29 protein-coding genes are annotated in these 22,068 nt (G+C 40.4%); 25 read left to right on the top strand and 4 right to left on the bottom strand.

Features of this window, described 5'->3' with window-relative positions; genetic code table 11:
* The 22 genes from MKZ16_RS09225 (at nucleotide 1) to MKZ16_RS09330 (ending at nucleotide 16,883) form a co-directional block, all read left to right on the top strand.
* The gene (locus MKZ16_RS09225) at nucleotides 1–462 is read left to right on the top strand and encodes a phage tail tube protein (RefSeq protein ID WP_076104535.1); all 462 of its coding nucleotides are present in this window, start codon (nucleotides 1–3) and stop codon (nucleotides 460–462) included.
* Between the two features lie 26 nt (nucleotides 463–488).
* The gene (locus MKZ16_RS09230) at nucleotides 489–911 is read left to right on the top strand and encodes a phage portal protein (protein WP_076104536.1); all 423 of its coding nucleotides are present in this window, start codon (nucleotides 489–491) and stop codon (nucleotides 909–911) included.
* Between the two features lie 239 nt (nucleotides 912–1,150).
* Nucleotides 1,151–1,546 (top strand): hypothetical protein, encoded by a 396-nt coding sequence (locus tag MKZ16_RS09235; protein ID WP_076104537.1) that lies wholly within the window; start codon nucleotides 1,151–1,153, stop codon nucleotides 1,544–1,546.
* A gap of 66 nt (nucleotides 1,547–1,612) precedes the next feature.
* Complete coding sequence (locus MKZ16_RS09240; protein ID WP_076104538.1) at nucleotides 1,613–4,078, top strand: hypothetical protein; 2,466 nt, start codon at nucleotides 1,613–1,615, stop codon at nucleotides 4,076–4,078.
* Nucleotides 4,079–4,093: 15 nt separating this feature from the next.
* A complete protein-coding gene (locus tag MKZ16_RS09245) occupies nucleotides 4,094–4,306 on the top strand; it encodes a hypothetical protein (RefSeq protein WP_076104539.1) in 213 nt (70 codons plus the stop codon).
* 232 nt (nucleotides 4,307–4,538) lie between these two features.
* The gene (locus tag MKZ16_RS09250; RefSeq protein WP_076104540.1) at nucleotides 4,539–5,237 is read left to right on the top strand and encodes a LysM peptidoglycan-binding domain-containing protein; all 699 of its coding nucleotides are present in this window, start codon (nucleotides 4,539–4,541) and stop codon (nucleotides 5,235–5,237) included.
* A gap of 6 nt (nucleotides 5,238–5,243) precedes the next feature.
* Nucleotides 5,244–6,209, top strand: coding sequence for a hypothetical protein (locus MKZ16_RS09255; RefSeq protein ID WP_076104541.1), 966 nt, complete (start codon nucleotides 5,244–5,246; stop codon nucleotides 6,207–6,209).
* Nucleotides 6,210–6,211: 2 nt separating this feature from the next.
* Nucleotides 6,212–6,505 carry a DUF2577 domain-containing protein gene (locus tag MKZ16_RS09260; protein WP_076104542.1) on the top strand — a complete coding sequence of 98 codons (294 nt, stop codon included), beginning with the start codon at nucleotides 6,212–6,214 and terminating at the stop codon, nucleotides 6,503–6,505.
* On the top strand, nucleotides 6,502–6,915 hold the full coding sequence (locus MKZ16_RS09265) for a DUF2634 domain-containing protein (protein ID WP_036684205.1): 414 nt from the start codon (nucleotides 6,502–6,504) through the stop codon (nucleotides 6,913–6,915). The genes MKZ16_RS09260 and MKZ16_RS09265 overlap by 4 nt, the downstream gene beginning before the upstream one ends.
* The gene (locus MKZ16_RS09270) at nucleotides 6,902–7,966 is read left to right on the top strand and encodes a baseplate J/gp47 family protein (protein WP_305953729.1); all 1,065 of its coding nucleotides are present in this window, start codon (nucleotides 6,902–6,904) and stop codon (nucleotides 7,964–7,966) included. Before MKZ16_RS09265 ends, MKZ16_RS09270 begins: the two co-directional genes overlap by 14 nt.
* Before the next feature lies 1 nt (nucleotide 7,967).
* On the top strand, nucleotides 7,968–8,381 hold the full coding sequence (locus MKZ16_RS09275) for a phosphoglucomutase (protein ID WP_076104544.1): 414 nt from the start codon (nucleotides 7,968–7,970) through the stop codon (nucleotides 8,379–8,381).
* Between the two features lies 1 nt (nucleotide 8,382).
* Nucleotides 8,383–9,405, top strand: a complete 1,023-nt coding sequence (locus MKZ16_RS09280) for a DUF2793 domain-containing protein (RefSeq protein WP_076104545.1) — start codon at nucleotides 8,383–8,385, stop codon at nucleotides 9,403–9,405.
* Nucleotides 9,406–9,416: 11 nt separating this feature from the next.
* Nucleotides 9,417–9,755 (top strand): hypothetical protein, encoded by a 339-nt coding sequence (locus tag MKZ16_RS09285; RefSeq protein WP_076104546.1) that lies wholly within the window; start codon nucleotides 9,417–9,419, stop codon nucleotides 9,753–9,755.
* 3 nt (nucleotides 9,756–9,758) lie between these two features.
* Complete coding sequence (locus MKZ16_RS09290; protein WP_076104547.1) at nucleotides 9,759–10,367, top strand: putative phage tail protein; 609 nt, start codon at nucleotides 9,759–9,761, stop codon at nucleotides 10,365–10,367.
* An 11-nt stretch (nucleotides 10,368–10,378) separates the two neighbouring features.
* Nucleotides 10,379–11,983, top strand: coding sequence for a hypothetical protein (locus tag MKZ16_RS09295; RefSeq protein WP_076104548.1), 1,605 nt, complete (start codon nucleotides 10,379–10,381; stop codon nucleotides 11,981–11,983).
* 16 nt (nucleotides 11,984–11,999) lie between these two features.
* Nucleotides 12,000–12,485: an XkdW family protein gene (locus MKZ16_RS09300; RefSeq protein WP_076104549.1), complete on the top strand. Its 486-nt coding sequence runs from the start codon at nucleotides 12,000–12,002 to the stop codon at nucleotides 12,483–12,485.
* Nucleotides 12,486–12,617, top strand: a complete 132-nt coding sequence (locus MKZ16_RS09305) for an XkdX family protein (protein WP_076104550.1) — start codon at nucleotides 12,486–12,488, stop codon at nucleotides 12,615–12,617.
* Between the two features lie 78 nt (nucleotides 12,618–12,695).
* Complete coding sequence (locus tag MKZ16_RS09310; protein ID WP_076104551.1) at nucleotides 12,696–13,097, top strand: hypothetical protein; 402 nt, start codon at nucleotides 12,696–12,698, stop codon at nucleotides 13,095–13,097.
* Nucleotides 13,097–14,002, top strand: coding sequence for a M15 family metallopeptidase (locus MKZ16_RS09315; RefSeq protein ID WP_076104552.1), 906 nt, complete (start codon nucleotides 13,097–13,099; stop codon nucleotides 14,000–14,002). The genes MKZ16_RS09310 and MKZ16_RS09315 overlap by 1 nt, the downstream gene beginning before the upstream one ends.
* Before the next feature lie 2 nt (nucleotides 14,003–14,004).
* Nucleotides 14,005–14,355, top strand: a complete 351-nt coding sequence (locus MKZ16_RS09320) for a phage holin, LLH family (RefSeq protein WP_076104553.1) — start codon at nucleotides 14,005–14,007, stop codon at nucleotides 14,353–14,355.
* Nucleotides 14,356–14,480: 125 nt separating this feature from the next.
* Nucleotides 14,481–16,373 (top strand): hypothetical protein, encoded by a 1,893-nt coding sequence (locus tag MKZ16_RS09325; RefSeq protein ID WP_076104554.1) that lies wholly within the window; start codon nucleotides 14,481–14,483, stop codon nucleotides 16,371–16,373.
* Between the two features lie 63 nt (nucleotides 16,374–16,436).
* Complete coding sequence (locus MKZ16_RS09330) at nucleotides 16,437–16,883, top strand: type II toxin-antitoxin system antitoxin SocA domain-containing protein (protein ID WP_076104555.1); 447 nt, start codon at nucleotides 16,437–16,439, stop codon at nucleotides 16,881–16,883.
* Between the two features lie 593 nt (nucleotides 16,884–17,476).
* On the opposite strand, the gene MKZ16_RS09335 is transcribed toward MKZ16_RS09330, so the two are convergent.
* Entirely contained in the window at nucleotides 17,477–18,361 is an 885-nt protein-coding gene (locus tag MKZ16_RS09335; RefSeq protein ID WP_076104556.1) for an alpha/beta hydrolase, read from the bottom strand.
* Between the two features lie 129 nt (nucleotides 18,362–18,490).
* On the opposite strand from MKZ16_RS09335, the gene MKZ16_RS09340 reads away from it, so the two are divergent.
* The 3 genes from MKZ16_RS09340 to MKZ16_RS09350 all read left to right on the top strand — a co-directional run bounded on the left by MKZ16_RS09340 (nucleotide 18,491) and on the right by MKZ16_RS09350 (nucleotide 20,730).
* Entirely contained in the window at nucleotides 18,491–19,417 is a 927-nt protein-coding gene (locus MKZ16_RS09340) for a LysR family transcriptional regulator (protein ID WP_076104557.1), read from the top strand.
* A gap of 390 nt (nucleotides 19,418–19,807) precedes the next feature.
* Nucleotides 19,808–20,278, top strand: coding sequence for a MerR family transcriptional regulator (locus tag MKZ16_RS09345; RefSeq protein ID WP_076104558.1), 471 nt, complete (start codon nucleotides 19,808–19,810; stop codon nucleotides 20,276–20,278).
* A gap of 209 nt (nucleotides 20,279–20,487) precedes the next feature.
* The gene (locus tag MKZ16_RS09350; protein ID WP_076104559.1) at nucleotides 20,488–20,730 is read left to right on the top strand and encodes a hypothetical protein; all 243 of its coding nucleotides are present in this window, start codon (nucleotides 20,488–20,490) and stop codon (nucleotides 20,728–20,730) included.
* An 89-nt stretch (nucleotides 20,731–20,819) separates the two neighbouring features.
* Here MKZ16_RS09350 and MKZ16_RS09355 read toward each other — a convergent pair whose 3' ends face one another.
* The 3 genes from MKZ16_RS09355 to MKZ16_RS09365 all read right to left on the bottom strand — a co-directional run bounded on the left by MKZ16_RS09355 (nucleotide 20,820) and on the right by MKZ16_RS09365 (nucleotide 22,063).
* The gene (locus MKZ16_RS09355) at nucleotides 20,820–21,299 is read right to left on the bottom strand and encodes a hypothetical protein (RefSeq protein ID WP_076104560.1); all 480 of its coding nucleotides are present in this window, start codon (nucleotides 21,297–21,299) and stop codon (nucleotides 20,820–20,822) included.
* A gap of 121 nt (nucleotides 21,300–21,420) precedes the next feature.
* Complete coding sequence (locus MKZ16_RS09360; protein WP_339815591.1) at nucleotides 21,421–21,636, bottom strand: hypothetical protein; 216 nt, start codon at nucleotides 21,634–21,636, stop codon at nucleotides 21,421–21,423.
* 199 nt (nucleotides 21,637–21,835) lie between these two features.
* Nucleotides 21,836–22,063, bottom strand: a complete 228-nt coding sequence (locus tag MKZ16_RS09365; RefSeq protein ID WP_076104562.1) for a helix-turn-helix transcriptional regulator — start codon at nucleotides 22,061–22,063, stop codon at nucleotides 21,836–21,838.
* Between the last annotated feature and the right edge of the window lie 5 nt (nucleotides 22,064–22,068).

The raw sequence follows: 22,068 nt of genomic DNA on the forward strand, positions 1-22,068 counted from the left end.
ATGGGTTTCTTAAAGGCTAGCGAAACAATCAGTGGACAAGAGGGACGAGCCTACGCCACTATCAACGGTCAGGTGGAGGAAATGTTCTACATCAAGACTCTTGAAGCCTCTGTTGAAAAAGAAAAGGCTGAGGTGAAGACGTTGGGCCGCCGCGGAACGCAACATAAAACTACTGGATGGTCCGGTACCGGTAGTATGACGATCTACTATATGACAAGTCGGTTCCGCCAGTTGATGATTGATTATATCAAAACGGGTAGAGATACCAACTTTGATATTACGGTAACTAATGAAGATCCGGGGTCTACCATTGGGTCTCAAACAATTACTCTACTAGGTGTGAACCTTGATAGTGTAGTTATGGTATCACTGGATACAGAATCTGATGCACTAGAAGAGGATATTGATTTTACCTTTGAGGATATCGATATGGGTCAAGCATTTAACCCACCAGCCAATTAAAATAAAATTCAGGAGGAATTAATAATATGAGTGATTTTTCAGCATTCTACGCACAAAATGCAGCAGTGGAGACTACAGAAGATTTCGTGGTCTCTCCTAGATTTAAAGATAAAGATGGAAAGGCGATACCTTGGAAGCTACGTAGTATCACTGAGGCGGAGAATCAAGAGATCCGCAAGGCAGCAACTAAACGTACAAAGGCTAAGTATGGACAATATACTTCTGAGACTGATCCAAATGAGTATGTCGCTAAATTGGTTACAGCAACTGTTGTCTATCCTAATCTAAAAGACGCAGCATTACAGGAGACCTACGGGGTAAAAGGTGCTGAGGCTCTGGTGCGCAAAATGTTGCTACCAGGAGAGTTTACCAAGTTAACTGATCAGGTTCAAACCTTAAATGGCTTTGATCAGGATATTAATGAACTGGTTGAAGATGTAAAAAACTAATCGAGGAGGGCGATAGTGAGGCTAACTTGGCTTACTACGCCCTCCACGAACTTCATATCATGCCACATGAGTTAATGGCAATGAGCAAGCCAGATAGATCTGCAATTTATGCTATGATCTTGGTTCGAATCGATAAAGAGAAAAAGGATGCAGCTAAGTCCAAAGTTCGTAAAAAATGATCACAACCCTCCATCTGCTGTGGTAGAATATAGAAAAAATGTTTTAGGGGAAGTGATAGAATGGGTTTTTTCAAGAAAAGTGATTCTAAAAAGAATCAGTCTATAACTGTGAATTTATATCACGTAGATGGACTGCCTTTACCGGAAAGGAATCTTTGCAAAATTGAACTGGATTCCACCCAATTAAATATTGATGGCGGAGGAACAAGTTTTTCAATTGACGTTTCACAAATAAAAGATGCTCAATTTAAAGTTGAGAATGTCCCCGCACCAAATGGTGGTATTTGGATGACATGCTATCTTTTAATTAGTTATATAAATAAGTCTGGGCAGGTTAGTTCTGCTTCGTTTAAAACAGATAACGCTACGACCAAACCCAGAGATATCAAATACGCTCGAAAAATTGCAGATGAGTTAACTTTAAGAACAAAGAACTCCAATATAGTTGAATTATAAATTTGAATCAACGGAAGGCACTCCTGAAAGGGGTGCTTTTTTATTTTCTCAGAAAGGAGAGTTTGTATGAATAGTATTGCCGCCAGTTTAGCTCTGAACGATGCTTTCAGCCAACGGTTAGCGCAGGTGAATACTGTACTTGCATCAACGCTACAACTTATGGCTCGTTTGCAATCACAAGTACAAAATCCAATTACATTAAGAATTAGTGCTTTTGATGTTATTCATAACCTAGATATTATTAAACAGCAAATAGCTGCTTTGGGAACTGGCAGTCTAATAAGAATTAGTATTAATTCTAGTGAGATTCTTCAGAGACTCACAACTATTCGGCAGCAATTAGGTGGAGAAGAATCTATTCTCAAAATTCGCCTTAATACAGCAGATATTAATTCTGAGATCGCTGCCATCAGAAGACAGATTGATTCGGAGCTCGGTAATATTCAAGCACGCATCAGGATTGAACTTCCACGATCACTTGAAGCAATGTTTGTTAACTTACAACGGCTAGTTTTGCAACTTATCAGAGTTACACGCCAACTTCGCACACGTACTTCTGATGCTGATGGACTACGGCAAGCGCTTGAACGTATAGCTAGACTAGAACAGCAAATAGCGGACTTGCAATCTCGGGTTAATGGTAGGGTACGTGAAGCTGGTAAAAGCAGCTCAGCTTGGCTTAGTAATATTAAAGGCTTAGTTGCTGCTTACCTGTCACTGGCGAGCGCTAAGGCTCTTTTCGAAAAGACAGTTGGCGGGGCGATGGAGCAACAGAAGATGGAGGATATGTTTAAGGCACGTACCGGAGATGCTGAGATAGGGAAAGCGATGTTCGATAAATTCAAGGATGAAGCGCTGGCAGCTGGTCAGGATGTAACTAAATCGCTACAAAGCACGCTGTCCTTTTTCTCAACGACTCAAAATACAGACCAGTTATCTCAGCTGAACAATCTCGCCCAGCGGCTTAATGCCTTTGATAGTGCAGGGAATGGGATAGAGGGTGCTGCTTTTGCGCTCAAGGAGGCTATGAGTGGCGATATCGTTTCTCTAGCTGAACGATTTAACATGAGTAAATCCGATATACGGGCTTTTAACATTGATGACCTCGGTAAGGCGGGTAATATGGAGGGGTTCATCAAGGCGTTCGACCAGTTATTGGAGAAGCAGCAAATGGGTCAAAAAGCATTTGACACCATGATGGCGTCCCCTGCCAAACAGGTTGAAGTATTAGGTAATAACTTACGTTCAACTTTAGCGGATGCAGGCGGTGCTGCAGTTCAGAGTCTGATGCCGCTAATATCTATGATCAATACAGCCTTTCAAGACGGGACATTCCAGCCCTTTTTTGATGGCCTGAGCACAGCACTGGATTGGGTGGTTCAAAATGCCATTCGTGTCCTTGATATAGCTACAGAGATTTATAACTTTTTTTCCTCTAACTGGACGACCATTGCACCTATAATAACAGGGCTTGCAGGGGCGTTTGCTTTATGGAAAGGTGTAGTCATTGCCTCAAACGTTGTTATGGGCATACAAAATTTGTTAATGGGTATCGCTAAAGCGAGACAAGCGTACCTCGCAGGAGCAACACTAGCACAGGCGGCTGCGACAACGACTGCCACTGGTGCTCAGGTTGGTTTGAATGCTGCGATATTAGCGAATCCTCTCACATGGGTTATCGTTATTATTATCGCTGTGGTAGCAGCTATTTATTTCCTTGTTAAGTGGTTAATAAATTTGTGGAAAACTAACGACCAATTTGCCGCCGGTATGATGAGGGCGTGGAATGCAATTCTTAATTTTTTCGACCAGGTTCCCATCTTCTTCATGAAGGTTGGATACGGAATAGCTGATGCATTCGGATATGCGAAAGTTGAATCTCTTAAGTTAATGGAAGACTTAGCAAACGGAGCAATAGATAGGTTGAATAAACTTATCGAAAAACTGAACGGATTAAAGTTCGTCAGCATAAAAGCAATTGGGCATGTTGAATTTGCAACCGGAGCTGCCGCTGAAGAAGAAGCAGCTCGTCAACAAAGAGCGGCGAAAATAACCGCTGCTGAGAATGGCGCTGCCAAAACTGCTGCTGAGAGAGAAGCCAAAGTACAGAAGATGCTGGAAGATAGAGCGGATAAACGAGCCAAAGATCAAACAGCCAAGGAAGCAGAGGAATTAGCCAAGCAAAATAAAAATAAAGAAGCTGCAGAAGGGTATGATTTCTCTAAGTGGGATTCCACACATACCGGTGCGGGAAATGGTTCAGCGACTGATAATGACAAAAAGAATAAGCTTAAAAAAGTTGATAAAGTCGGCAAAGTAGAGAAGCCAATCGACATCTCTAAAGAGGATCTGAAGGTTATGCGTGATGTTGCTGAGATGAAGAATATCCAAAACTTCGTAACATTGACACCTACTATCCAAGTGAAGACAGGACCAGTACACAATGAGACTAATGTAGATTCCATCGTTAGTAAAATCACAAAGAAGCTTAATGAGGACATCGTGAGTACAGCCAAGGGAGTATATAGCTAAGAGGAGGGAATGCCAATGTTAAGACGCCATGCGCATAAAAAGAAGGTCGCCAAAGTAACGACCTTCAATGTTTCGATAAACATTCAGAATGAACGATCGATGAACGAAATTATTAATTCCGTATCTCGCCGATTGGAGGAAGACATTATATCTTCTTCCTCACGAATTTACAGCGAAGTTTCTAAACCCTTTGTCACTCTGACTCCTTCTGTAAATGTGAAAGCCTAGAAAGAGCAATTGTTACAATCCGGGCGGATACTTCGGCTATCTGTCGTGTTAGTTCAGGATTGGAATTATCATCGACATTTAGTTCGAAAAAATTTTCTAAGATGTCCTTTTCAAGTTCCTGCAGATCAATATTAATAATATTCAACTCCTTTCATGAATAGTTGGTATGACTGAACACCTACCAATATTCGACAATAAAGGGGTTATTCCTCTATAAATCGGAGGTGAGTCTATGGCTAATGACTACAGCATCGAACTAAGTTTTAACAACCGTGCAATATGGTTTGAAATCCCCGTCCTTCCGGAAGAAATAGAGATTGGCGGGGAAGGTGACGGAGAGACTTATGATATAACGGATCTTGGTGAAATTAATGTAATCAAGGCCGCTAAGCTGAAAGAGATTAGCTTTAGTAGTTTTTTCCCGGCTATCGCAGTCGGTGGTACTGTACCGAGCTATTTATCATCAAAAAACTGGGGGCAACCCGCGGACTACATCCAATTAATTGAAACCTGGATGAACAAGCGAAAGCCGATCCGGTTTATTTTTACGTCAACGGGTCTCAAAATAAATATTGCTGCCAGTATCGAAGAATTTAATTATAAAGAGGTTGCAGGGAGCCCGGGCGATTTTGAATATGAAATCAGCCTGAAGGAGTATGTATTTTACGCTGCTAAAAAGGTGACGTTGAAGACAAATACAACACCAGCTGGTACAACCACCACCACCACTAAGAAAGAGCCAGCGAAACGCGCAGATGAACGTACCAAGTCTAAAACAGTTACCATCAAATCCGGGGACACCTTGATGAAGATAGCTAAAAGAGAACTCGGTGACGGTAGCCGGTGGAAAGAGATTCAGAAGTTAAACGGCTTAACAGACGCGCAGCTGAAGACACTCAAAATCGGCTCTGTTCTGAAGCTACCGGGGTGATGATACATGGAGTTATTGATCGATAATAAAAATGGCACCGTCTGGGATGTTTCCAGCATCGTTACTGATATATCTTGGAAGACGATCCGTATAGGTAAGGCAGCATCCTTAGAATTCACCCTTGTAGACCATGGCCCATGGCAAGATAAAAAATTCCAACTGAATAATGGCGATGTGGTTAGGTACACAGATGAGGGACATAAGGTTTTCTATGGATATATTTTCAGTATTGAAACTGGTAAGACGGAAGAAATAAGCATCCTTGCTTATGATCAGATCCGGTATCTGATGAATAGCGGAACTTATGTATTTACTAAACAGACAGCAACTCAGGTAGTTCAAAAGATCGCTCAAGACATGCAGCTCAAGACCGGAACGCTGGAAGATACAAAATACATTATTCCTTCCCAGATCCGCGACGATAAAACATTTATCGATATGATCTGCATGGCGTTAGATGAGACCCTGATTAACTACGGGACCAACTTCGCATTCTTTGATGAGTTTGGCAGCTTAACTATTCGTAATGTATCAAATATGCGATTTCCGTTTGTGATCGGTGATGATAGCTTAATGACTGATTACTCTTACAGCCGCAACATTGACGATGAGACATACAATCAAATTGTATTGTATAGAGACAACAAGGAGACTGGTAAGCGGGAAACTTACGTTACCAAAGATAGCGCCAGCATTGCTAAGTGGGGATTGCTACAACTCTACGAGTCAGTAGATGAGAATCTGAATCAGGCTCAAATTACCGAGCAACTAACTCAGCAATTGTTCATGAAGAATCGAGAGAAGCGGACGCTTAGTATAGAGGCCCTTGGAGATTACCGAATGCGTGCAGGATGCTACGTTAATTTATATATCAACGCAATGAACATAAATAAATTCTTCCTAGTCGATGAATGTACTCATAAGAAAGAAGGCGGAGTACATACCATGGACTTAGAGCTAAGGTTGGTGTGATCATGATAGATGCGATAAAACGCGCTGCCACTGAAGCGGTGAATGCTGCTGGTCCAGTTCTGGTACAGCTAGGAATTGTAGAAAAAATTAATCCTCTTGTAGTGTTGGTCGATAATCGGCTTTCACTTATGGAGGATTTTTTAATTGTTCCGGAAACCTTATCTGAACAGAAAATAACAATAGGAATCCAAGAATACGTAATTCGTAAGCCGTTAGCTACCGGAGATAAACTTTTACTTATCCGCATGCAAGGTGGTCAACGCTACGTAATCATGGATAGGGTGGTGAGCGTTTGATACCACAGAGCGATAACGTGCTGCTGAATGAGGATATGGAGGATACACCCCAACCAAGTCTTACTTATAAACTAGACCTTGTAAATGGGCGTATAGGATCCGTGGTAGTGGATGGATTGGATGCCGTAAAACAGGCAGTTATAAAAATACTCTCGACAATCCGATTTGAAAACCTGATTTACAGTGACAATTACGGTAGTGAGGCAGATGTTGGAGCGGTGCGGGGCCGGGCGGTGTTTGAAACCGAAGTGGAACGCTGGACTAGGGAAGCGTTACTTCAGGATGATCGTATCGTTTCCGTAACCAACTTTAGATTTAACTATGATGGCGATGCGGTACTCGTCTTGTTTGACGTAGAGAGTGATTACGGTAACTATACAGACCGATTGGAGGTGAATGGCGGTGTATGAAGATCAAACGTTTGAAACGATCTTAGAACGGATGCTAGACCGGGTACCAGATGGGCTGGACAAACGAGAAGGTAGCATTATTTATGATGCTATGGCTCCAGCAGCAATGGAATTAGCTCAGATGTATGTTGAGTTGGATATCAACGCAAATTTAATATTTGCTGATACAGCTAGTGGCGATTATCTGGATCGATCGATTGCGTGGTCTGGTGTTACCCGCAAGAAGGCAACAAAAGCTCAACTAAGAGGGCTTTTTTATAATGCTTCTAACACTTTAATGGATATTCCGGTTGGTAGTCGCTTCGCTATTGGTGCAATCAACTATAAAGCAATCTCTCGACTCTCATTAGGGGAGTATCGCCTTGAGGCAGAGGTTGAAGGAGTTACGGGTAATCAGCACTTCGGTGCCTTAATTCCAATCGATTTTATTAACAATCTAGCAAGAGCTGAATTGACGGAGTTACTTATCCCTGGGACTGATAGAGAGACAGATGATGCATTACGGCAGCGGTACCTCGATTCTGCCAGACGGCCAGCAACCAGCGGGAATAAATATCATTATATAGAATGGGCTCTTGAAGTTTCCGGAGTGGGCGGCGCTCGTGTATTCCCATTATGGTCAGGTCCGAAGACCGTAAAAGTTGTGATTGTAAATACAGAAGGTGCCCCAGCCTCAAGCGTTCTTGTGAATCAAGTACAAGACTATATTGATCCAGCTGCTGGGAAAGGTGAAGGACAAGCACCTATTGGGGCAATAGTCACAGTTACTTCAGCAATCGGTAAGACGATCAATATATCAGCTAAGGTAACTTTAGCGCCTGGTTATACCTTGCAGGGTGTAAAGAATTCCTTTTTGGAGCGATTGGAGACTTGGCGTAAGTCAGTGTCTTTTGTATCTACTTATGTAAGTCAGGCCGTAATTGGATCAATCCTTTTAGGGACTGACGGTGTTATTGATTATCTTGGGTTGCTACTCAATGGAGCTGTTGGGAACATCGTTCTTACAGAAGAAGAGGTGCCATTGATCGGTATTGTGGAATTGGGGGTGTAACATGGCCTACCCGAGTAAAGTTGATGTATTTCAGGAGAAGTTGAATAAAAGCCCAACGGGAAACAATTATGTCATTGAGGAACGGATAACACTTGTAGCAGGCGTTTATGAGGGGTTACTGAATCACGATAATATCAATAACGCTACTGTCCAAGTCTATAGTGGTAGTAAATTGACGGGTGATAAATTGACAAACTGGACGTTAACCATTCCGAGTGATACACCATGGCGCAGGTTAATTAAGATATTTAGTGGAGCTGCTGAAGTTTTCGTAACCTATGAAACACCAGGGGACACGGTGGAGGCTGACGATATTAATGTGCTACAAAAGTCTGTAACAGCCACACAAACAGAGGTTGAGCGGTATAAATCGAGTGGACTTATAGACGGTGGTTCATTTACGAGAGGGGTATAAGATGGCACAGACGATACAAATAAGACGTGGTACTAAAGCTCAACTTAGCACTTATGGTGCAATGCTTGTTGGCGAAATGGGCTTTTGTACAGATACTAAAGAAATATATATCGGAGACGGTACAACAAACTCAATGGTTGGGCGAGCTTTGTCAGGTGCAGAGGCTTCTCGTCCGGTGGCCGCATCTGTTGGACGTTTGTTTTACGTAACGAGTGGGGCTAATAGTGGATATCTTTATTTTGATGATGGCGCAGCTTGGAGGCGAGTGAACGCCCAAGCACTCAGTGATTTAACAGGATCGCTAGATAATATAGCGGATGGCGCTACTTATGCAAAGGTATTAAAGGCTGATGTCAGTGCAGGTCATATCAATAAGGTGTCAGATGGCACGAATACTAAAACTGCAGCTGAGATTAAAAGCCATATTGACGATGCCGCTAAACACCGAGTCATTAATGATTCTGGTACAGCCATTACCGATATCTGGTCTGCACAAAAAATCAAAAATGAAATCGAATTAGCAAAACATAATATCGAACCACAAGCATCGGTAAAAGATCAACATTTATTAGCGCCACCAGCAAGTCCAGCAGAAGCGGACCGTTATATCATTCCAGCATCAGCGACAGGGTTATGGGCAGGTAAAACAAACCAAATAGCAGAGTATCAGTCTGGAGCTTGGGCTTACTATACCCCTGCTGTAGGTTGGACTGCATATGTGGATGATGAGCAAAAGATCTACAGCTGGAATGGAACGGCATGGGTTAGGACTGGTGGTGCCCTACAGACGATCACAGCGGGCAACGGTCTTACTGGTGGTGGTCAATCAGATACCGTTACATTGACGGTAGGAGCTGGAAACGGGATTGTTGTAGATTCTACTACGGTAGCTGCTAAGCAAGGTAAAGGCATTGTTGTTAACGCGACCGGGATCGAGGCTAATATTGATGCTGCCAGTATCGTTTATGATGCGGCCAATGGAAATAAACTTACGGTCGCAACGATCGATGGGGGCACGTTCTAGGAGGCTTTGAGATGGCGAGAAAAGTATTAATCCAGATACGTAGAGGAATAGAAAGCGCAATCGGAACATTGGCAATAGGCGAGCTTGGCTATTGTACTGATACGAGCAAGTTATATATCGGTTCAACTACTGGCAATGTGTTACTGGTGGCTGCTCAAAGCTCAGGAGATATGCTTAAAAGTATTTATGATACGAACAATGATGGCAAAGTGGACTATGCTGCCAACGCTGATGCTGTCCCTTGGTCCGGTGTAGCTGGGAAACCAGCAACGTATCCACCTTCAACACATACGCACTCCGAATATATGAGTAAGGGTCCCGTAACATGGAACCAATTAAAGGGGGTGTGATGTTTGAGCTATGGAGAATCTTTATATAGCAATCTTCTTTTCACGGCTAATGAATTAGAGGATATAGACGATGTAAATACGGTTGATCTTATGAAATACCTACCGGCTTATTACAAGGGTGTTCAAGAAATAGAAGAACTGCAGAAATCATTAGGAATTGAGATATATGGCTTAACTACGAGGGGTCAAGAGGTGCTAGATCAGGCATATGTTGAAACTGCAACATGGAGCCTTGCGCGCTGGGAGACTGAGCTTGGATTAAGTTCGGATCCATCAAAATCTTACGTCAGTAGAAGAGAAATGATTAAGGCTAAACGGCGGGGCACTGGCACAACGACACCCGAAATGATTCAACGAACAGCATCGGCTTTTGCTGGTGGGGATGTATCGGTAGAAGAAGTTCCAGGGGAATATCGATTCATCGTCCGATTCATAGGCATTCTAGGCATTCCACCGAATATGGCTGGGCTAATTCAGATACTCGATGAAATCAAGCCGGCACACTTGGCCTATGAATTTGCTTATACGTACACATATTGGGATTCGCTTAAAGCTATAACTTGGAATAATGCCAACGCTGGAACGTGGAACGACTTAAGAACTTTTGGATAGGAGAGTGACACATGCAAACCACAGGGAATTTGGGCTTAAAGAAGCCCGAGGGAACAGATATCGTTGATATTGCCGATTTGAACGGAAATATGGATATCTTAGATACGACTGTTAATAACAAAGTTGATAAGGTCTCAGGTAAACAGTTATCTACCAATGATTACACAGCAGCCGAGAAAACAAAGCTAGCGGGCATCGCTACAGGAGCAACGAACTATACTCACCCGGCAACTCATCCACCATCTATAATCGCTCAAGATGCAAGTAATCGATTTGTAACTGATGCTGAAAAGGTAGCGTGGAATGGGAAAGCACCGAATACTCTTGTTTCAGCAGCACCGCAAAGTGACGGGTTGATGCGGGCAACTGACAAAATAAAGCTCGACGGAATCGCCACAGAAGCAAATAACTATGTTCATCCAGCAAATCATCCAGCAACTATGATTACTGAGGATGCTACTCATAGATTTGCGACTGACACAGAAAAATCTAACTGGAACAGTAAACCCAATTTAGCTACTACACCGCAACAAACAACAGCAGACATAACTTACTATGTCCGTACAGATGGTAGTGATAGTAATAATGGTCTTGCCAATACAGCGGCAGGGGCTTTTAAGACGATTACAAAGGCTATTAGTTTTATTCCACAAATTGTAAATCACGCTGTTACTGTTAACGTCGCGGCGGGAACATATTCGGAGATTATAACTCTTAGCGGTTATTCTGGTGGTGGATCTATATCAATACAGGGTGATACCGTGGCATCTTCATCCCGCACCGTACAAGCAATTGCAATTATTAACAACAGCACACGCACTGCGCTGAATGGTCTTAATTGTAATGCTTCAAATACAAACGGAGTATCTATATCAAAATCCGTTTATGTTGAAATTTCCTATTGTAATCTGATAGCATCGGCTCCGACCGCATCGGGGGTAGATGCTTCGGCATCAACCGTTAGAGTAAAAGGTTGTGCGATATCCAACAAAGGTCAAGCTATTTTATCTGCTGATGGATCGCGAATTCATAGTGATTCCAACTCTGGCTCTGGAAATACTTATGCGTTGTATGTCTATCAAGGTGCCGGATTAATTACACAAAGCGGTACCCAACCATCGTCAACAAATGGCAATGGTGCTGCAACTGGCTTGGTGCTGTCAAGTGGTGTGCTTAACCCATGGGGAGATAATACACTAACAAACCGCAGTGCCGGTAGGGCTTCAATGTCTGCTTCGCAAACCCTTGGAGCAGGCGTTGCTACGAAATTAGCCTTTAATACTCAGCACCAAGATTATTCAAACGAGTTTAATACCACATTAAATAGATTCACTGTTAAAAAGAGTGGTTGGTACTTAATTACTGGTGGCGTTGGTATTGTCTCTGCCCCAGTGGGAACAACTGTAAACTTGATGATTTATATTAACGGCGTTAGGGAGTTAGATGTCGGTTCTTTTACTCCAGCGGGCACAGTAGGCGGTATTAGTGTATATGGCTCCGGCTCAGTGTATGTTCCTGCGGGAACATATGTAGAATTGTATGCATTTCCGACCAATTCTGTGTCAACCCATGCTGGCAGTTACTTAACTAGCTTCACTATTACACAATTAGCTTAAAAAGGGAGGTATGACCGTGAATATATCACTAGCAATCATGTATCTATACCCGGACGCCGACCCGATGTGGGATTTCATAGTGCAGGACAATGGTCCAGAACCTGTCTTGCGGGAAGGGGGCGAAGAGAAGGGCCGTGTCCGGTATGAGATCAAACCCCCGGAGGAAGGCGAGGAACCCGTAGAGGGCATACACTACTGTTACGGCATCGACTATAACCTGCTCACTGAGGGCGAGGATTATGACCTTGTAGAGCGTGGGCCGTATATCGCCGTCTGGAATCTGGACGAGCCGCAGCCAACAGAGGAAGAGTTACAGGCCGCATGGGCGGCATATCTGGAAGCCGAGGCTAATAAACCACCGGAGCTGTCGGATATCGAGCAATTGCGCGCCGATAACGCAGCTTTATTACTGGAGCTTGTGCAGACTCAGGCAAAGCAAGATCAAGCGGAGCAGGACCAAGCGGCCTTACTTTTAAGTCTCGTGGAAGGAGGTGTGCTATAAATGAACTGGTACGCACTGGTTAAGCGATACTTTGACGCAGGGTTGTATACGGGAGAGCAGGTACAGGTATTTGTCACAGCGAAAAAAATCACTGTCGAACAAGCTACAGAGATTACAGCCAACGCCGAATAGTAGGCGTTTTTATTTTGCCCTCGGATCTGATCCGGGGGCTATTTATATTGAACAATAGATAGAGAGGGGAGTTGTTTTATGTCAGTTGGGGGAGTCAATCCAGGAGGAGGGACCGGAGGTGTAACCTTGGAGAATCGTATGGATGATGTTGAAAATCGTTTGTCCGGAATGTCCGACGAGTTGATGCGCTTCGGCGCAGAACATGCCACATTTAGCACTGAGCTGCGATTGCTTAAAGAGAAGCAGTCTAGACATGAGGAAGATGTAAAACAAATCAAAGAATCCACAATCGAAATGAAGATCCAATTCAACGAGATTATGCGGCGGTGGGATACATTGGATTCTCGTGTGTTTCAGTTATTACAACAATCGCAAACGGATAGTAAGAGCGAACGGAAAGTGTTTATCGATCTACTTAAATACGTTCTGGCCGGTACTATCTTCGCTATTATCGCTTTTTTATTTAAAGGAGGGGCGTAATGTTAAACTTAGATCAAGTGAAAAGTAAATCATCTACGAGATTGATAGGGTTGCATCCGGTTGTATTGGCTGCTGTAACAGCATTAATTGAACGCTGTTACGCTCGGGGAGTGTCTATCTTGATAACTCAGGGGTTGCGGACAATAGCTGAGCAGAATGGACTATTTGCTCAGGGACGGACCCAAGCAGAGCTTAATGCAGCTGGATTATCGAGCGTTAAGGCGCAGCCGGATAAACCAAAGGTCACCAACGCAAAGGGCGGGACCAGTTATCATAACTTTGGACTAGCGATCGACTTCGCATTGTTACTACCAGATGGGAAACAGGTATCATGGGATTTAAAACGTGACGGTGATGGTGACAAGGTAGCTGATTGGACGGAGGTAGTTCAGGAGGCTAAAGCTCTTGGTTTTGAATGGGGTGGTGATTTTGTCTCGATTAAGGATGCACCACATTTTCAAATCACTTTTGGAATGACAACCTCACAACTACGTGCGGGTGCTAAGCCGTCAGAGATCGCTATGGCAAAAGCAACGGCTATTATAGATAGACTAAAAGAGGAGGCGGACGAATTGTCAGCAGAAGAAAAAAAGGAACTGACTGCACTGCGGTCGGAGGTTAAAACTTTGTCTGAGGTGGTGGCTGGGCTTACTAATAGCAAAGATGTACTTAAACAAGCTGCAACAGAGCAAGGAAAGAGTAATGCTAATGTTTTAATTAGGTTAGATAAGCTGGAGAGTAAGGCGAGTCTAACTGAAATACCTACTTGGGCAAATGATGCTGTACAAGCTGCATTTGATGCGGGATTGGTAGACACACCAACGGGTGGAAGTTATGACTTTTACCGGATGCTTAAGGTTTTGTATACAGCTGGATTACTCATCACAAGATTGGAGGCTGAATAACCATGCAACCAATTATTGATCAAGCTCAACCCTATATTACTGCCATTGCTTTGGCTATTTTCGGTGTATTGGCAACAGTAATTCTACGGGCAGTAGCACTGCTACAACAAAAGGCGAATTCATGGTTTGATGCAAAGCTATCCGTATCTCAGCGGGAGCTACTACACAAGATAACAACTGAAGCTTTTGCGTATGCAGAAACTCTCTTTCGGGAAGCTGATGGGGAAAAGAAAATGGGAAATGCAATTCTCTATGTCGAGGAACAGTTAGATAAGAAAGGTATTAGTTTCTCTTCTGTTGAGATAACATCAGCCATAGAACATGCTTACTTAAGCTATGTGAAGAATAAGTAAAATAAAAAGAATCCCCGTCTTTCTAGTAGAGGATGGGGATTTAATAAAAAACGTTCTTGAGAATTAACTGTAAATATGGAATAATTTATTCCGTGTTTACTCCAATACGTCAGGATGTTAAGTAAATGACAAAGAATAATAAGAGATCATTCAGTGAGTCCTTTGGCACAACTAAGCTTTTAGCATTTTTGTTGTTAAATTATTTCGTGGATTTAATTACAGTTAGTGCTAAAAGACTTTTTAGCAAAACTTGGATTGCTGTCTTAATTACTCCGTTAATACATTTCCTTTTATGGTTTTCTGCCAAGGGGATCAATATTCCTTTATTTAATTTCACTTATTCGCTATACGGTGAAATTAGTTTAACTCAAGCAATTAGCACTGATTTATCAATAATTGAAAGATTGACAAAAATACTAATTATCGCCTTGCCTTTGAGTTTAACTTTTTTTTACTTCAGTTACAAAGAACAAAAGGCGCTTGCCATGAGTAGCGTTTCTTTTTGGAATAGATCGACTGTAGTTTATGGTTTGACCTCAGTTTTATCGATTGCTTTCGGAACACATTTGAGAGGAGCGTTGAATTACTACTACTCAAATACATCATCAATAACTTTGTCACAATTAAACGAAGAGTTTTCTGGAAGAGTAATATTTCTTATTGTATTGAGTTTATTGGCAATAATAAATGGGGTTGAAGCGATTAAAGTTCATCTTTCAAACTTAAATTTATCTTCTCAATTCAGATTCGCTTTAAATGAGATTCAACAAAGTTGGAATCTGCTCCCATATTCTTTAGGTGAGTTTCAGAAAGATCAGTTATATAAACGAATTAATAATAATATTAATGCTCTCTTTCAATTGTTACTTCTCGGTATAGAGAAAAATACAGTTGATTTTTATAATGAAGCATTAATAAAATGGGAAAATGCATTACAGTTAATAACTGAGGAAAATCCAGAAATACTAAAGCGACTAATTTTAAAACAAGGGAAAATGGATTCGCGATATATTTCATTACAACGATCAATACTTAAAAACCAAGTTAATTTAATTAGTAAATTGTTAAGTTCGCATCGACTTGAAGAAGCTAATTACTCCTTTAATGTATTTCTTAGACTGGAATCTGGGGAACAGGAATATTACACCGCACTTCATGAATTAGCAATCTTGTGTTATAGACAAGGTAATCTTGGTCTAGTATTAAGAAAACTTAATTCCTTAATAGAAAATCAAAAGAGCAAAGACAAGAAAATAAGCAGTGTGAATTCGATCTATGAGCAATTACTCATTTTAGCGGTTGAGAAAAATGACATTAGGGATCTTTCTGATATTGCTCATTCATTATTGAAAAATATAAAAATTATGCCAATAACTAATAGAACAACCCAAAGAAGAATACCGGTACAAAAATTAACATCAGCAAACCAAGATGAGGCCTTACGTGAATGTATTCTCTATATGATGATACAGACTCTTGTGAAGAGTGTTGAGGTGTCTCATTATTCATGTACAGGATTTTTAATAAAATTTATTGTTTCAAACTTCAATGGTGGATTTATTAAAGAAGTCTATGCTACATCAGTGGATAACTTAGTAAGGGATAAAAATCATGAAAATCCATATTTAAAAGATAATAGAAATTCAAATATATCGGCATCTTTTAATTTTAATAACAGTTCATTGAGGTATTGTTTTGAAAAAATGTCTGTGCTTCTCTACTCCCAACAACGATTTGTTCAATACTATAACATAGCTATTGATAAATCCATTCAAATTGAACCTTATATCAATATTTCTAAATTACAAAATAATATTAATTACTTGTATAAAAAAATACTAAAAGTAGGGGATAAATATGGATTACTCGTGGTAAGTGATTTAAAATTTATTAGTGTCGTAAAAGCTGAAGTGATTAATTTTACGAGTGTATATAAATCAAGCAAACAACATAATAAAGTCAGAACAACAGTAAGAAACGGAAATGTATCAGGGAAAAAAAGGAATAGGGAAGTATAATTGTATATACAAAATGGGAACGTTATGCTTTAATCTAGATATAATGGAGAAAGGAGTGATACTATGGTAACTATCCAAGACGTAGCGTCCTTTTTTATTGAAAGGTCATACAAAGATGGAATACCTATCACGCATTTAAAACTCCAAAAGTTATGTTATTACGCGCAATCATGGCATCTAGTCTTGTCTTCAAAAAAAGAGCGGCTGTTTGATGCTGAATTTCAAGCTTGGGTGCATGGACCTGTGAATACTGAGATATTCTCAAAGTATAGAAACTACGGGTGGAACCCAATCAAAAGTGAAAAAAGTAAAGCGCGGTTTAATGATGACCAAGAAAGTATATTGAATGAAGTTTGGGAAGCTTATGGTCATCATGATGCAAAATTTTTGGAATCTTTAACTCACCAAGAGGAACCTTGGATTGAGGCTAGAAAAGGTTTGGCAGAAGACGATTACTCAAACAATCCTATTAGTGAGAAAACAATGAAGAGATACTATTCAAAACTCTGAAGATTAGTTGAAGCCCTACCATTAATGGTAGGGCTTCTCTTTGCGTTCAGGAAAAGCCGCCTTTCCAGTATATAGAGTATGTATACATAATGTTCCAAATGAATTAATCTATACTTATGGATAATGAAAACTATCAGTATAGAGATACATACTTTTTTGTGGGGAAACCAGCAATTCTATGGATCTCTATATTTGGCTTGGTGCTACTGGGATGTGTATTGTTTTATTTGATTAAGAGATACTTAAAGCAGAGAAAATGAGGCCAGGTATTTATTACATAGGAGGATCTTGTTGAGTAATGTATACAAAGGCCTATAGACAAACTCTGGATTTCTAACAGCTGCCCTTAAACAATCTAAAGTGGATATACTTGAACGCCGTGGTGATCTAGCTAGCTGCATAATTGATTGTGAGGGTTCAGTACAGAAATGGAGTCCAGTGAGCATTAAAATTGCAGATGCTTATTACATGAGAAATGAGTTTGAGTTTAGGATGGTTTTGGCATAAGCATTTATATAAACAAATACCCCGTCAACCTTAAATGGTAGGTGGGGATTTGTTTGAGTTCTGAGGTTAATCCTACCTAGTAGAATTTACGTATCCTTTATTATGTTTATCATTTGTTGCATAGACTTCTTTGCTTCTGGAATAGGAAATACAGGGAACACGTGATTCATTTGGGGATACTCAAAATAGTTGATTTTTACCTTTTCTTTTTCGGCTAATCCCTTAAATTTTCGAGCATCGGGTAGGAATAATTCATGAGTACCTACAAATAAGGAAATTTTACCTAAGCCTTGTATAGGTCCATTCATCGGACTTAATAAATAATTACTAGTTTCTGCTTCCCCGGCATAAATTTTACCGACCTCGATCAAAAGTTTTGCATCAAGCATAGGTTCCTTTCTCGCCATTGTTGCTATATCCGGATGACTGAGTGTGATGTCTAGCCATGGGGAAAGGAGTATAATATTGCCTGGCTGCGAAATATCATTTTTCAATAAAAATTGTGCTAGGGCTAGTGCAAAGCCGCCACCTGCGGAGTCACCCATCAGTACAATATTTTCAGGCGGAACCTTGGTTAATAAGTCTTTATAAATAGGAAGAACCTTTTTAAAGGCTTCTTTGTAATCATGATTTGGGGCTTTAGGATACACAGGAACACATATTGTTCCATTCAAATTTTGGATTAATTTATATAAAAAACGCCAATGCCATGATAGTGGTTGTTCGATATATCCTCCACCATGCAAATATAGAATTTGTCGTGTTTCTGGTTGAGAAGCAGATTTTAAAATAAATGTGTCTCGGAAATAGCTTGTATCTTTCAGTATATTATATTTTTGCCGTAGCTTAGCTGGTATTACATAAGAGGTGTCATTAGCTATTCTTTTTTGTTCAATATAATTGGATGTGTCGGTCTTTTTTTTATTTAGTAAAAATAATCGTTCGACAAGAAAACTCTGCCAACTCCTCATTCCTCATGACCTCCATTGACGATAGCATTTGAAAATGTTCAACTGATATATGTATAATACCAATTCACTATGATAAAATATATTTAAAAATAATTAAGATTTATAAAAAAATATTTAAGGATGGGAATTATGTATATCGCACAATTACAGTATTTAATTGCAGCTGCCAGTCATGGAACTTTTACTAAGGCTGCTAGTGTGCATCATGTGACAGTACCTACGATTAGTCAATCGGTACGTCAACTGGAGGATGAATTAGATACAGTTATCTTTCATCGCACGAAGAAAGGCATCGCACCTACGAAAGAAGGATATCTTATACTTCAACATTCTGCATCCATTCTCAAAAGTGTGGAGATGATGAAACGAGAACTATCTTTTTTAAAAGAAGAAGCTTCAGAAAATATTATCATTTCCACGATACCAGGAATGGTTCCACAGGTTGTCCAAACAACTATTGAATTCGCTAAAAGATATCCTTTACTTAATGTCCAAATGTTAGAGGGAGATACGCAGACAGTACTAAATCACGTTAATCAAGGGTATGCAAGTATGGGTTTAATTTCTTACAGTTCTGAGCAACAGGAAACTTCTTTTGATTGGATGCCAATGATACAAGGCAAGGCTGTACTGATCGTGAACAAGAATTCCTCATTACGGTTTTTAAACGCAGTAACTGCTGAGGATTTAAGAAATGAAGTGTTTGTCCTATATAGAGATGAATATATTGAATCAATTGCTCATAATTTGATATCTGCACATCCTACTAATCGAATTGCGCTAACTACCAATAATATGGATGCCTTATATCAAATGGTTGTCAAAGGAGATACCATTACGATAGGACCTGATTTTATCATTCACTCTTTACCTTCAAGTTATCAAAAACAGATTGTAACTGTTCCGTTGAAACAGTACAATTCCGAGCCAGTAGTTTTAGGGCGGATTACTAGAAAACAAGAACGTGCTACGAGGATGGCTGAGGAGTTCACAGCCCGTTTAATTGAGTTATTTATAGGAACTCAAAGTAGACTTGGAGATGAGAACAAATGTTAGTTTTGGTTGGTAATTTTTTTCGAGGTATGGTAATGCCAGACATAGTGCACAGGATTTATTGAGTGAACGAGATATAAAGATACTAGCACAATCCACGGATCACCCTTACACGGTTTGACGCTTATGAGGGTGGATCGTCAGCTCGGACAGATTAAGTTTCGTTGTGATGATGATTGGGAATGGATTAAAACAGAAAAGATTGTAGATGTGAGTACATAAAAACACTGTTCGCCTTCAGAAGTGATGGCGAACAGTGTTTTTACTATATATAGTGTTTTTTAATGATTTTGTGCATTGATTACAAGGTATGTTGACATCAGCATAGCGTTCTGTTTATAATTTATACATCAGATTATATTAATCTGAAATTCTTGCAGAGGAGGGATGGAAATGGCTGTACATGGATATGCTGCGCCTATTGTATCGGAACTGGTGGGCATACCATATGCCACCTTGGATTCATGGGTAAGAACAGGGTTTTTCATTCCTGAAATTGCCCAAGCTTCTGGAAAAGGTAGTCGTAGATTATATTCCTTTTCCGATGTATGCATCCTGAAGATACTTCAACTACTCAGAGTCAGAGGACTGAACTCGGAAACACAAAGCCAATTAATTAATTTATTAAGAACCGGTGAGAAGGAGGTAGAGGCATATGGCAAGGACGACATTGCGTTATTTAAAAACGGAGAATTTATTATTGAAAAAAAAGAAAGAGTCAAGAGTATAAGTTATGAAGAATTAGAAGATATATATTTTATAATACCGATCGGAAGATTCATTAAAGAACTTAAGAGAGATATAACTGCGCGTGACATTCATGGTGTAATTGCAAAAGAAGACGGAAAAGTAAAGGTGGGATAAAACGTGGCAGAAGAAAAAAGTAGCCGTCGCTCTTGTAGGGAGCCAACGGCTGTGTAGAGGTTCGTAACTGACACAATCGGCGTCCATGTGTGTAGTGAACCGGCTACAAAAGTAATATTAATTAAAAACATCGTACAATAATATTATCACATGGATCAAGCTCCCGGCAAGAAACAATTTATTGGCAATTGCCAGGGAGGTCATTAAAAATGACTAATATTATACCATTCGACAACAGTTCCGAGAAACCAAAGAAAAAGCAGAGCAAGTACATCAAGAAGGTTATCAACGGAGAAGAACTTACTTGGAGTGTTGAATACCAAGCATGGGGAGTATTCCGTGCATCAAGGAAGAATCCTAAGACGGGTGAAATTGAGTGGGCAAAACTGAGAGGGAAGAGGGCGTTTTTCATTCCTATTTATTACGGCCCATTGATGGATGACGTCGAATAACTAAATAAACAAATTTCGTTAAATACTCCGGTTCGTATTTAACGAAAAAAAGGACAAGCCCCATCAGTGATTATACTGGTGGGGCTTGTTTAATATATCATCCCCATTTCACGGAGCCTATCTTTAATCTTCTTTAAACGAGCTTCCTTTTCATTTGCTTCTTGTATCTTCAATAAATCCGCGGGTGTATCTTTATATTTTCTAATGATTTTCTTTAAGGTCAACTCTCCGATATCCTCTTCATTGTGCATTGCAACCGTTGGGGCGATTTTGTGATTTTCTATTATCTTGGGATCTGCAGAAATCCGTTCTAGTAAACTAATTAAAAGTACGTGCTTTTTAACACCTATTCTTCGAGCCTGACATATTTCTTTCCAAGTACAGTTTAATAAACGATCAAGATCTAAATAACCTTGGACGTATAAGGCATTTATGAGCCCCGTTAAATTGTGTCCTTGTTCTTCTTCATGAGCCACGGTTTTTAAACAATCGATATCCATATAATAAAGATGTGCTGGAAGCGGGAAATAGTGTCTTAATGCTGTGTTTTCATCGATGATGTTTTCCATGATGATTTACCTCCATCAAATTATATGGACACTATATCACGTTTATCTTTGTGGTGAAAGTTATATAAATACCATGGCAAAATCCCTACCAACCTAATACAGGGGGGGAGGGATTTTTTATTTATATCTCAACTTCTTCCCATCCTGGTGGTAATGGATCCTCAGGTGCAGGTTCTAGATGTGCTGGCAGCACACTAATAAGTAAAGGCTCGCCAATATCGAGCAAGACAGTTTGTGTTCCTTTAGCTATAACAATACCGATCTTACTGATATGGATACCGTATGTGATGCAGACTCGAACACCAAGCGTTAACTCTTCGATTTTCACTTCTTTCATCCCCTAAGGCAAATTTTCCTTACTTTGTACTATTAAGTATCGTTGTTATATGAATATGGTCTTATTTGTTAAAGACTGTATTTAATTACCTATAGTCGTTTCGACATATAGCGACAGTATATTCCAATAAACGGATTTAGAATGAATTAGGAGCAATATGCTCCTAATTGAAGTAGGGAAGTGCGGATATCCGCACAGCCTACTCCTTGTCGTCTTGTACAACAATCCATTCGTGTAGATCTTCCATTCTGCAATCAAATATGAGAGATGCTGCGTACTCATCTTCTGGCTTCATCACTCTCTCATTATTGCAAAAATGGGAGATGATACGTTTGGGCCGACCGGATCGTTTGGCGTACTCTGCTTGAGTCCAGCCTTTATTGTCGATCCAATCTTGGAGTAGACACCTTCCGCGAGTTACGCGCAAGCTGC

The organism is Paenibacillus sp. FSL R5-0928 (genome assembly GCF_037970385.1).
Lineage (GTDB): Bacteria > Bacillota > Bacilli > Paenibacillales > Paenibacillaceae > Paenibacillus_AQ > Paenibacillus_AQ odorifer.

Bases quoted from the DNA above. Each gene is read 5' to 3' on its own strand.
- MKZ16_RS09225 (WP_076104535.1), top strand. From the start codon at position 1: ATGGGTTTCTTAAAGGCTAGCGAAACAATCAGTGGACAAGAGGGACGA.
- MKZ16_RS09230 (WP_076104536.1), top strand. From the start codon at position 489: ATGAGTGATTTTTCAGCATTCTACGCACAAAATGCAGCAGTGGAGACT.
- MKZ16_RS09235 (WP_076104537.1), top strand. From the start codon at position 1,151: ATGGGTTTTTTCAAGAAAAGTGATTCTAAAAAGAATCAGTCTATAACT.
- MKZ16_RS09240 (WP_076104538.1), top strand. From the start codon at position 1,613: ATGAATAGTATTGCCGCCAGTTTAGCTCTGAACGATGCTTTCAGCCAA.
- MKZ16_RS09245 (WP_076104539.1), top strand. From the start codon at position 4,094: ATGTTAAGACGCCATGCGCATAAAAAGAAGGTCGCCAAAGTAACGACC.
- MKZ16_RS09250 (WP_076104540.1), top strand. From the start codon at position 4,539: ATGGCTAATGACTACAGCATCGAACTAAGTTTTAACAACCGTGCAATA.
- MKZ16_RS09255 (WP_076104541.1), top strand. From the start codon at position 5,244: ATGGAGTTATTGATCGATAATAAAAATGGCACCGTCTGGGATGTTTCC.
- MKZ16_RS09260 (WP_076104542.1), top strand. From the start codon at position 6,212: ATGATAGATGCGATAAAACGCGCTGCCACTGAAGCGGTGAATGCTGCT.
- MKZ16_RS09270 (WP_305953729.1), top strand. From the start codon at position 6,902: ATGGCGGTGTATGAAGATCAAACGTTTGAAACGATCTTAGAACGGATG.
- MKZ16_RS09275 (WP_076104544.1), top strand. From the start codon at position 7,968: ATGGCCTACCCGAGTAAAGTTGATGTATTTCAGGAGAAGTTGAATAAA.
- MKZ16_RS09280 (WP_076104545.1), top strand. From the start codon at position 8,383: ATGGCACAGACGATACAAATAAGACGTGGTACTAAAGCTCAACTTAGC.
- MKZ16_RS09285 (WP_076104546.1), top strand. From the start codon at position 9,417: ATGGCGAGAAAAGTATTAATCCAGATACGTAGAGGAATAGAAAGCGCA.
- MKZ16_RS09295 (WP_076104548.1), top strand. From the start codon at position 10,379: ATGCAAACCACAGGGAATTTGGGCTTAAAGAAGCCCGAGGGAACAGAT.
- MKZ16_RS09305 (WP_076104550.1), top strand. From the start codon at position 12,486: ATGAACTGGTACGCACTGGTTAAGCGATACTTTGACGCAGGGTTGTAT.
- MKZ16_RS09310 (WP_076104551.1), top strand. From the start codon at position 12,696: ATGTCAGTTGGGGGAGTCAATCCAGGAGGAGGGACCGGAGGTGTAACC.
- MKZ16_RS09315 (WP_076104552.1), top strand. From the start codon at position 13,097: ATGTTAAACTTAGATCAAGTGAAAAGTAAATCATCTACGAGATTGATA.
- MKZ16_RS09320 (WP_076104553.1), top strand. From the start codon at position 14,005: ATGCAACCAATTATTGATCAAGCTCAACCCTATATTACTGCCATTGCT.
- MKZ16_RS09325 (WP_076104554.1), top strand. From the start codon at position 14,481: ATGACAAAGAATAATAAGAGATCATTCAGTGAGTCCTTTGGCACAACT.
- MKZ16_RS09330 (WP_076104555.1), top strand. From the start codon at position 16,437: ATGGTAACTATCCAAGACGTAGCGTCCTTTTTTATTGAAAGGTCATAC.
- MKZ16_RS09335 (WP_076104556.1), bottom strand. From the start codon at position 18,361: ATGAGGAGTTGGCAGAGTTTTCTTGTCGAACGATTATTTTTACTAAAT.
- MKZ16_RS09340 (WP_076104557.1), top strand. From the start codon at position 18,491: ATGTATATCGCACAATTACAGTATTTAATTGCAGCTGCCAGTCATGGA.
- MKZ16_RS09345 (WP_076104558.1), top strand. From the start codon at position 19,808: ATGGCTGTACATGGATATGCTGCGCCTATTGTATCGGAACTGGTGGGC.
- MKZ16_RS09350 (WP_076104559.1), top strand. From the start codon at position 20,488: ATGACTAATATTATACCATTCGACAACAGTTCCGAGAAACCAAAGAAA.
- MKZ16_RS09355 (WP_076104560.1), bottom strand. From the start codon at position 21,299: ATGGAAAACATCATCGATGAAAACACAGCATTAAGACACTATTTCCCG.
- MKZ16_RS09360 (WP_339815591.1), bottom strand. From the start codon at position 21,636: ATGAAAGAAGTGAAAATCGAAGAGTTAACGCTTGGTGTTCGAGTCTGC.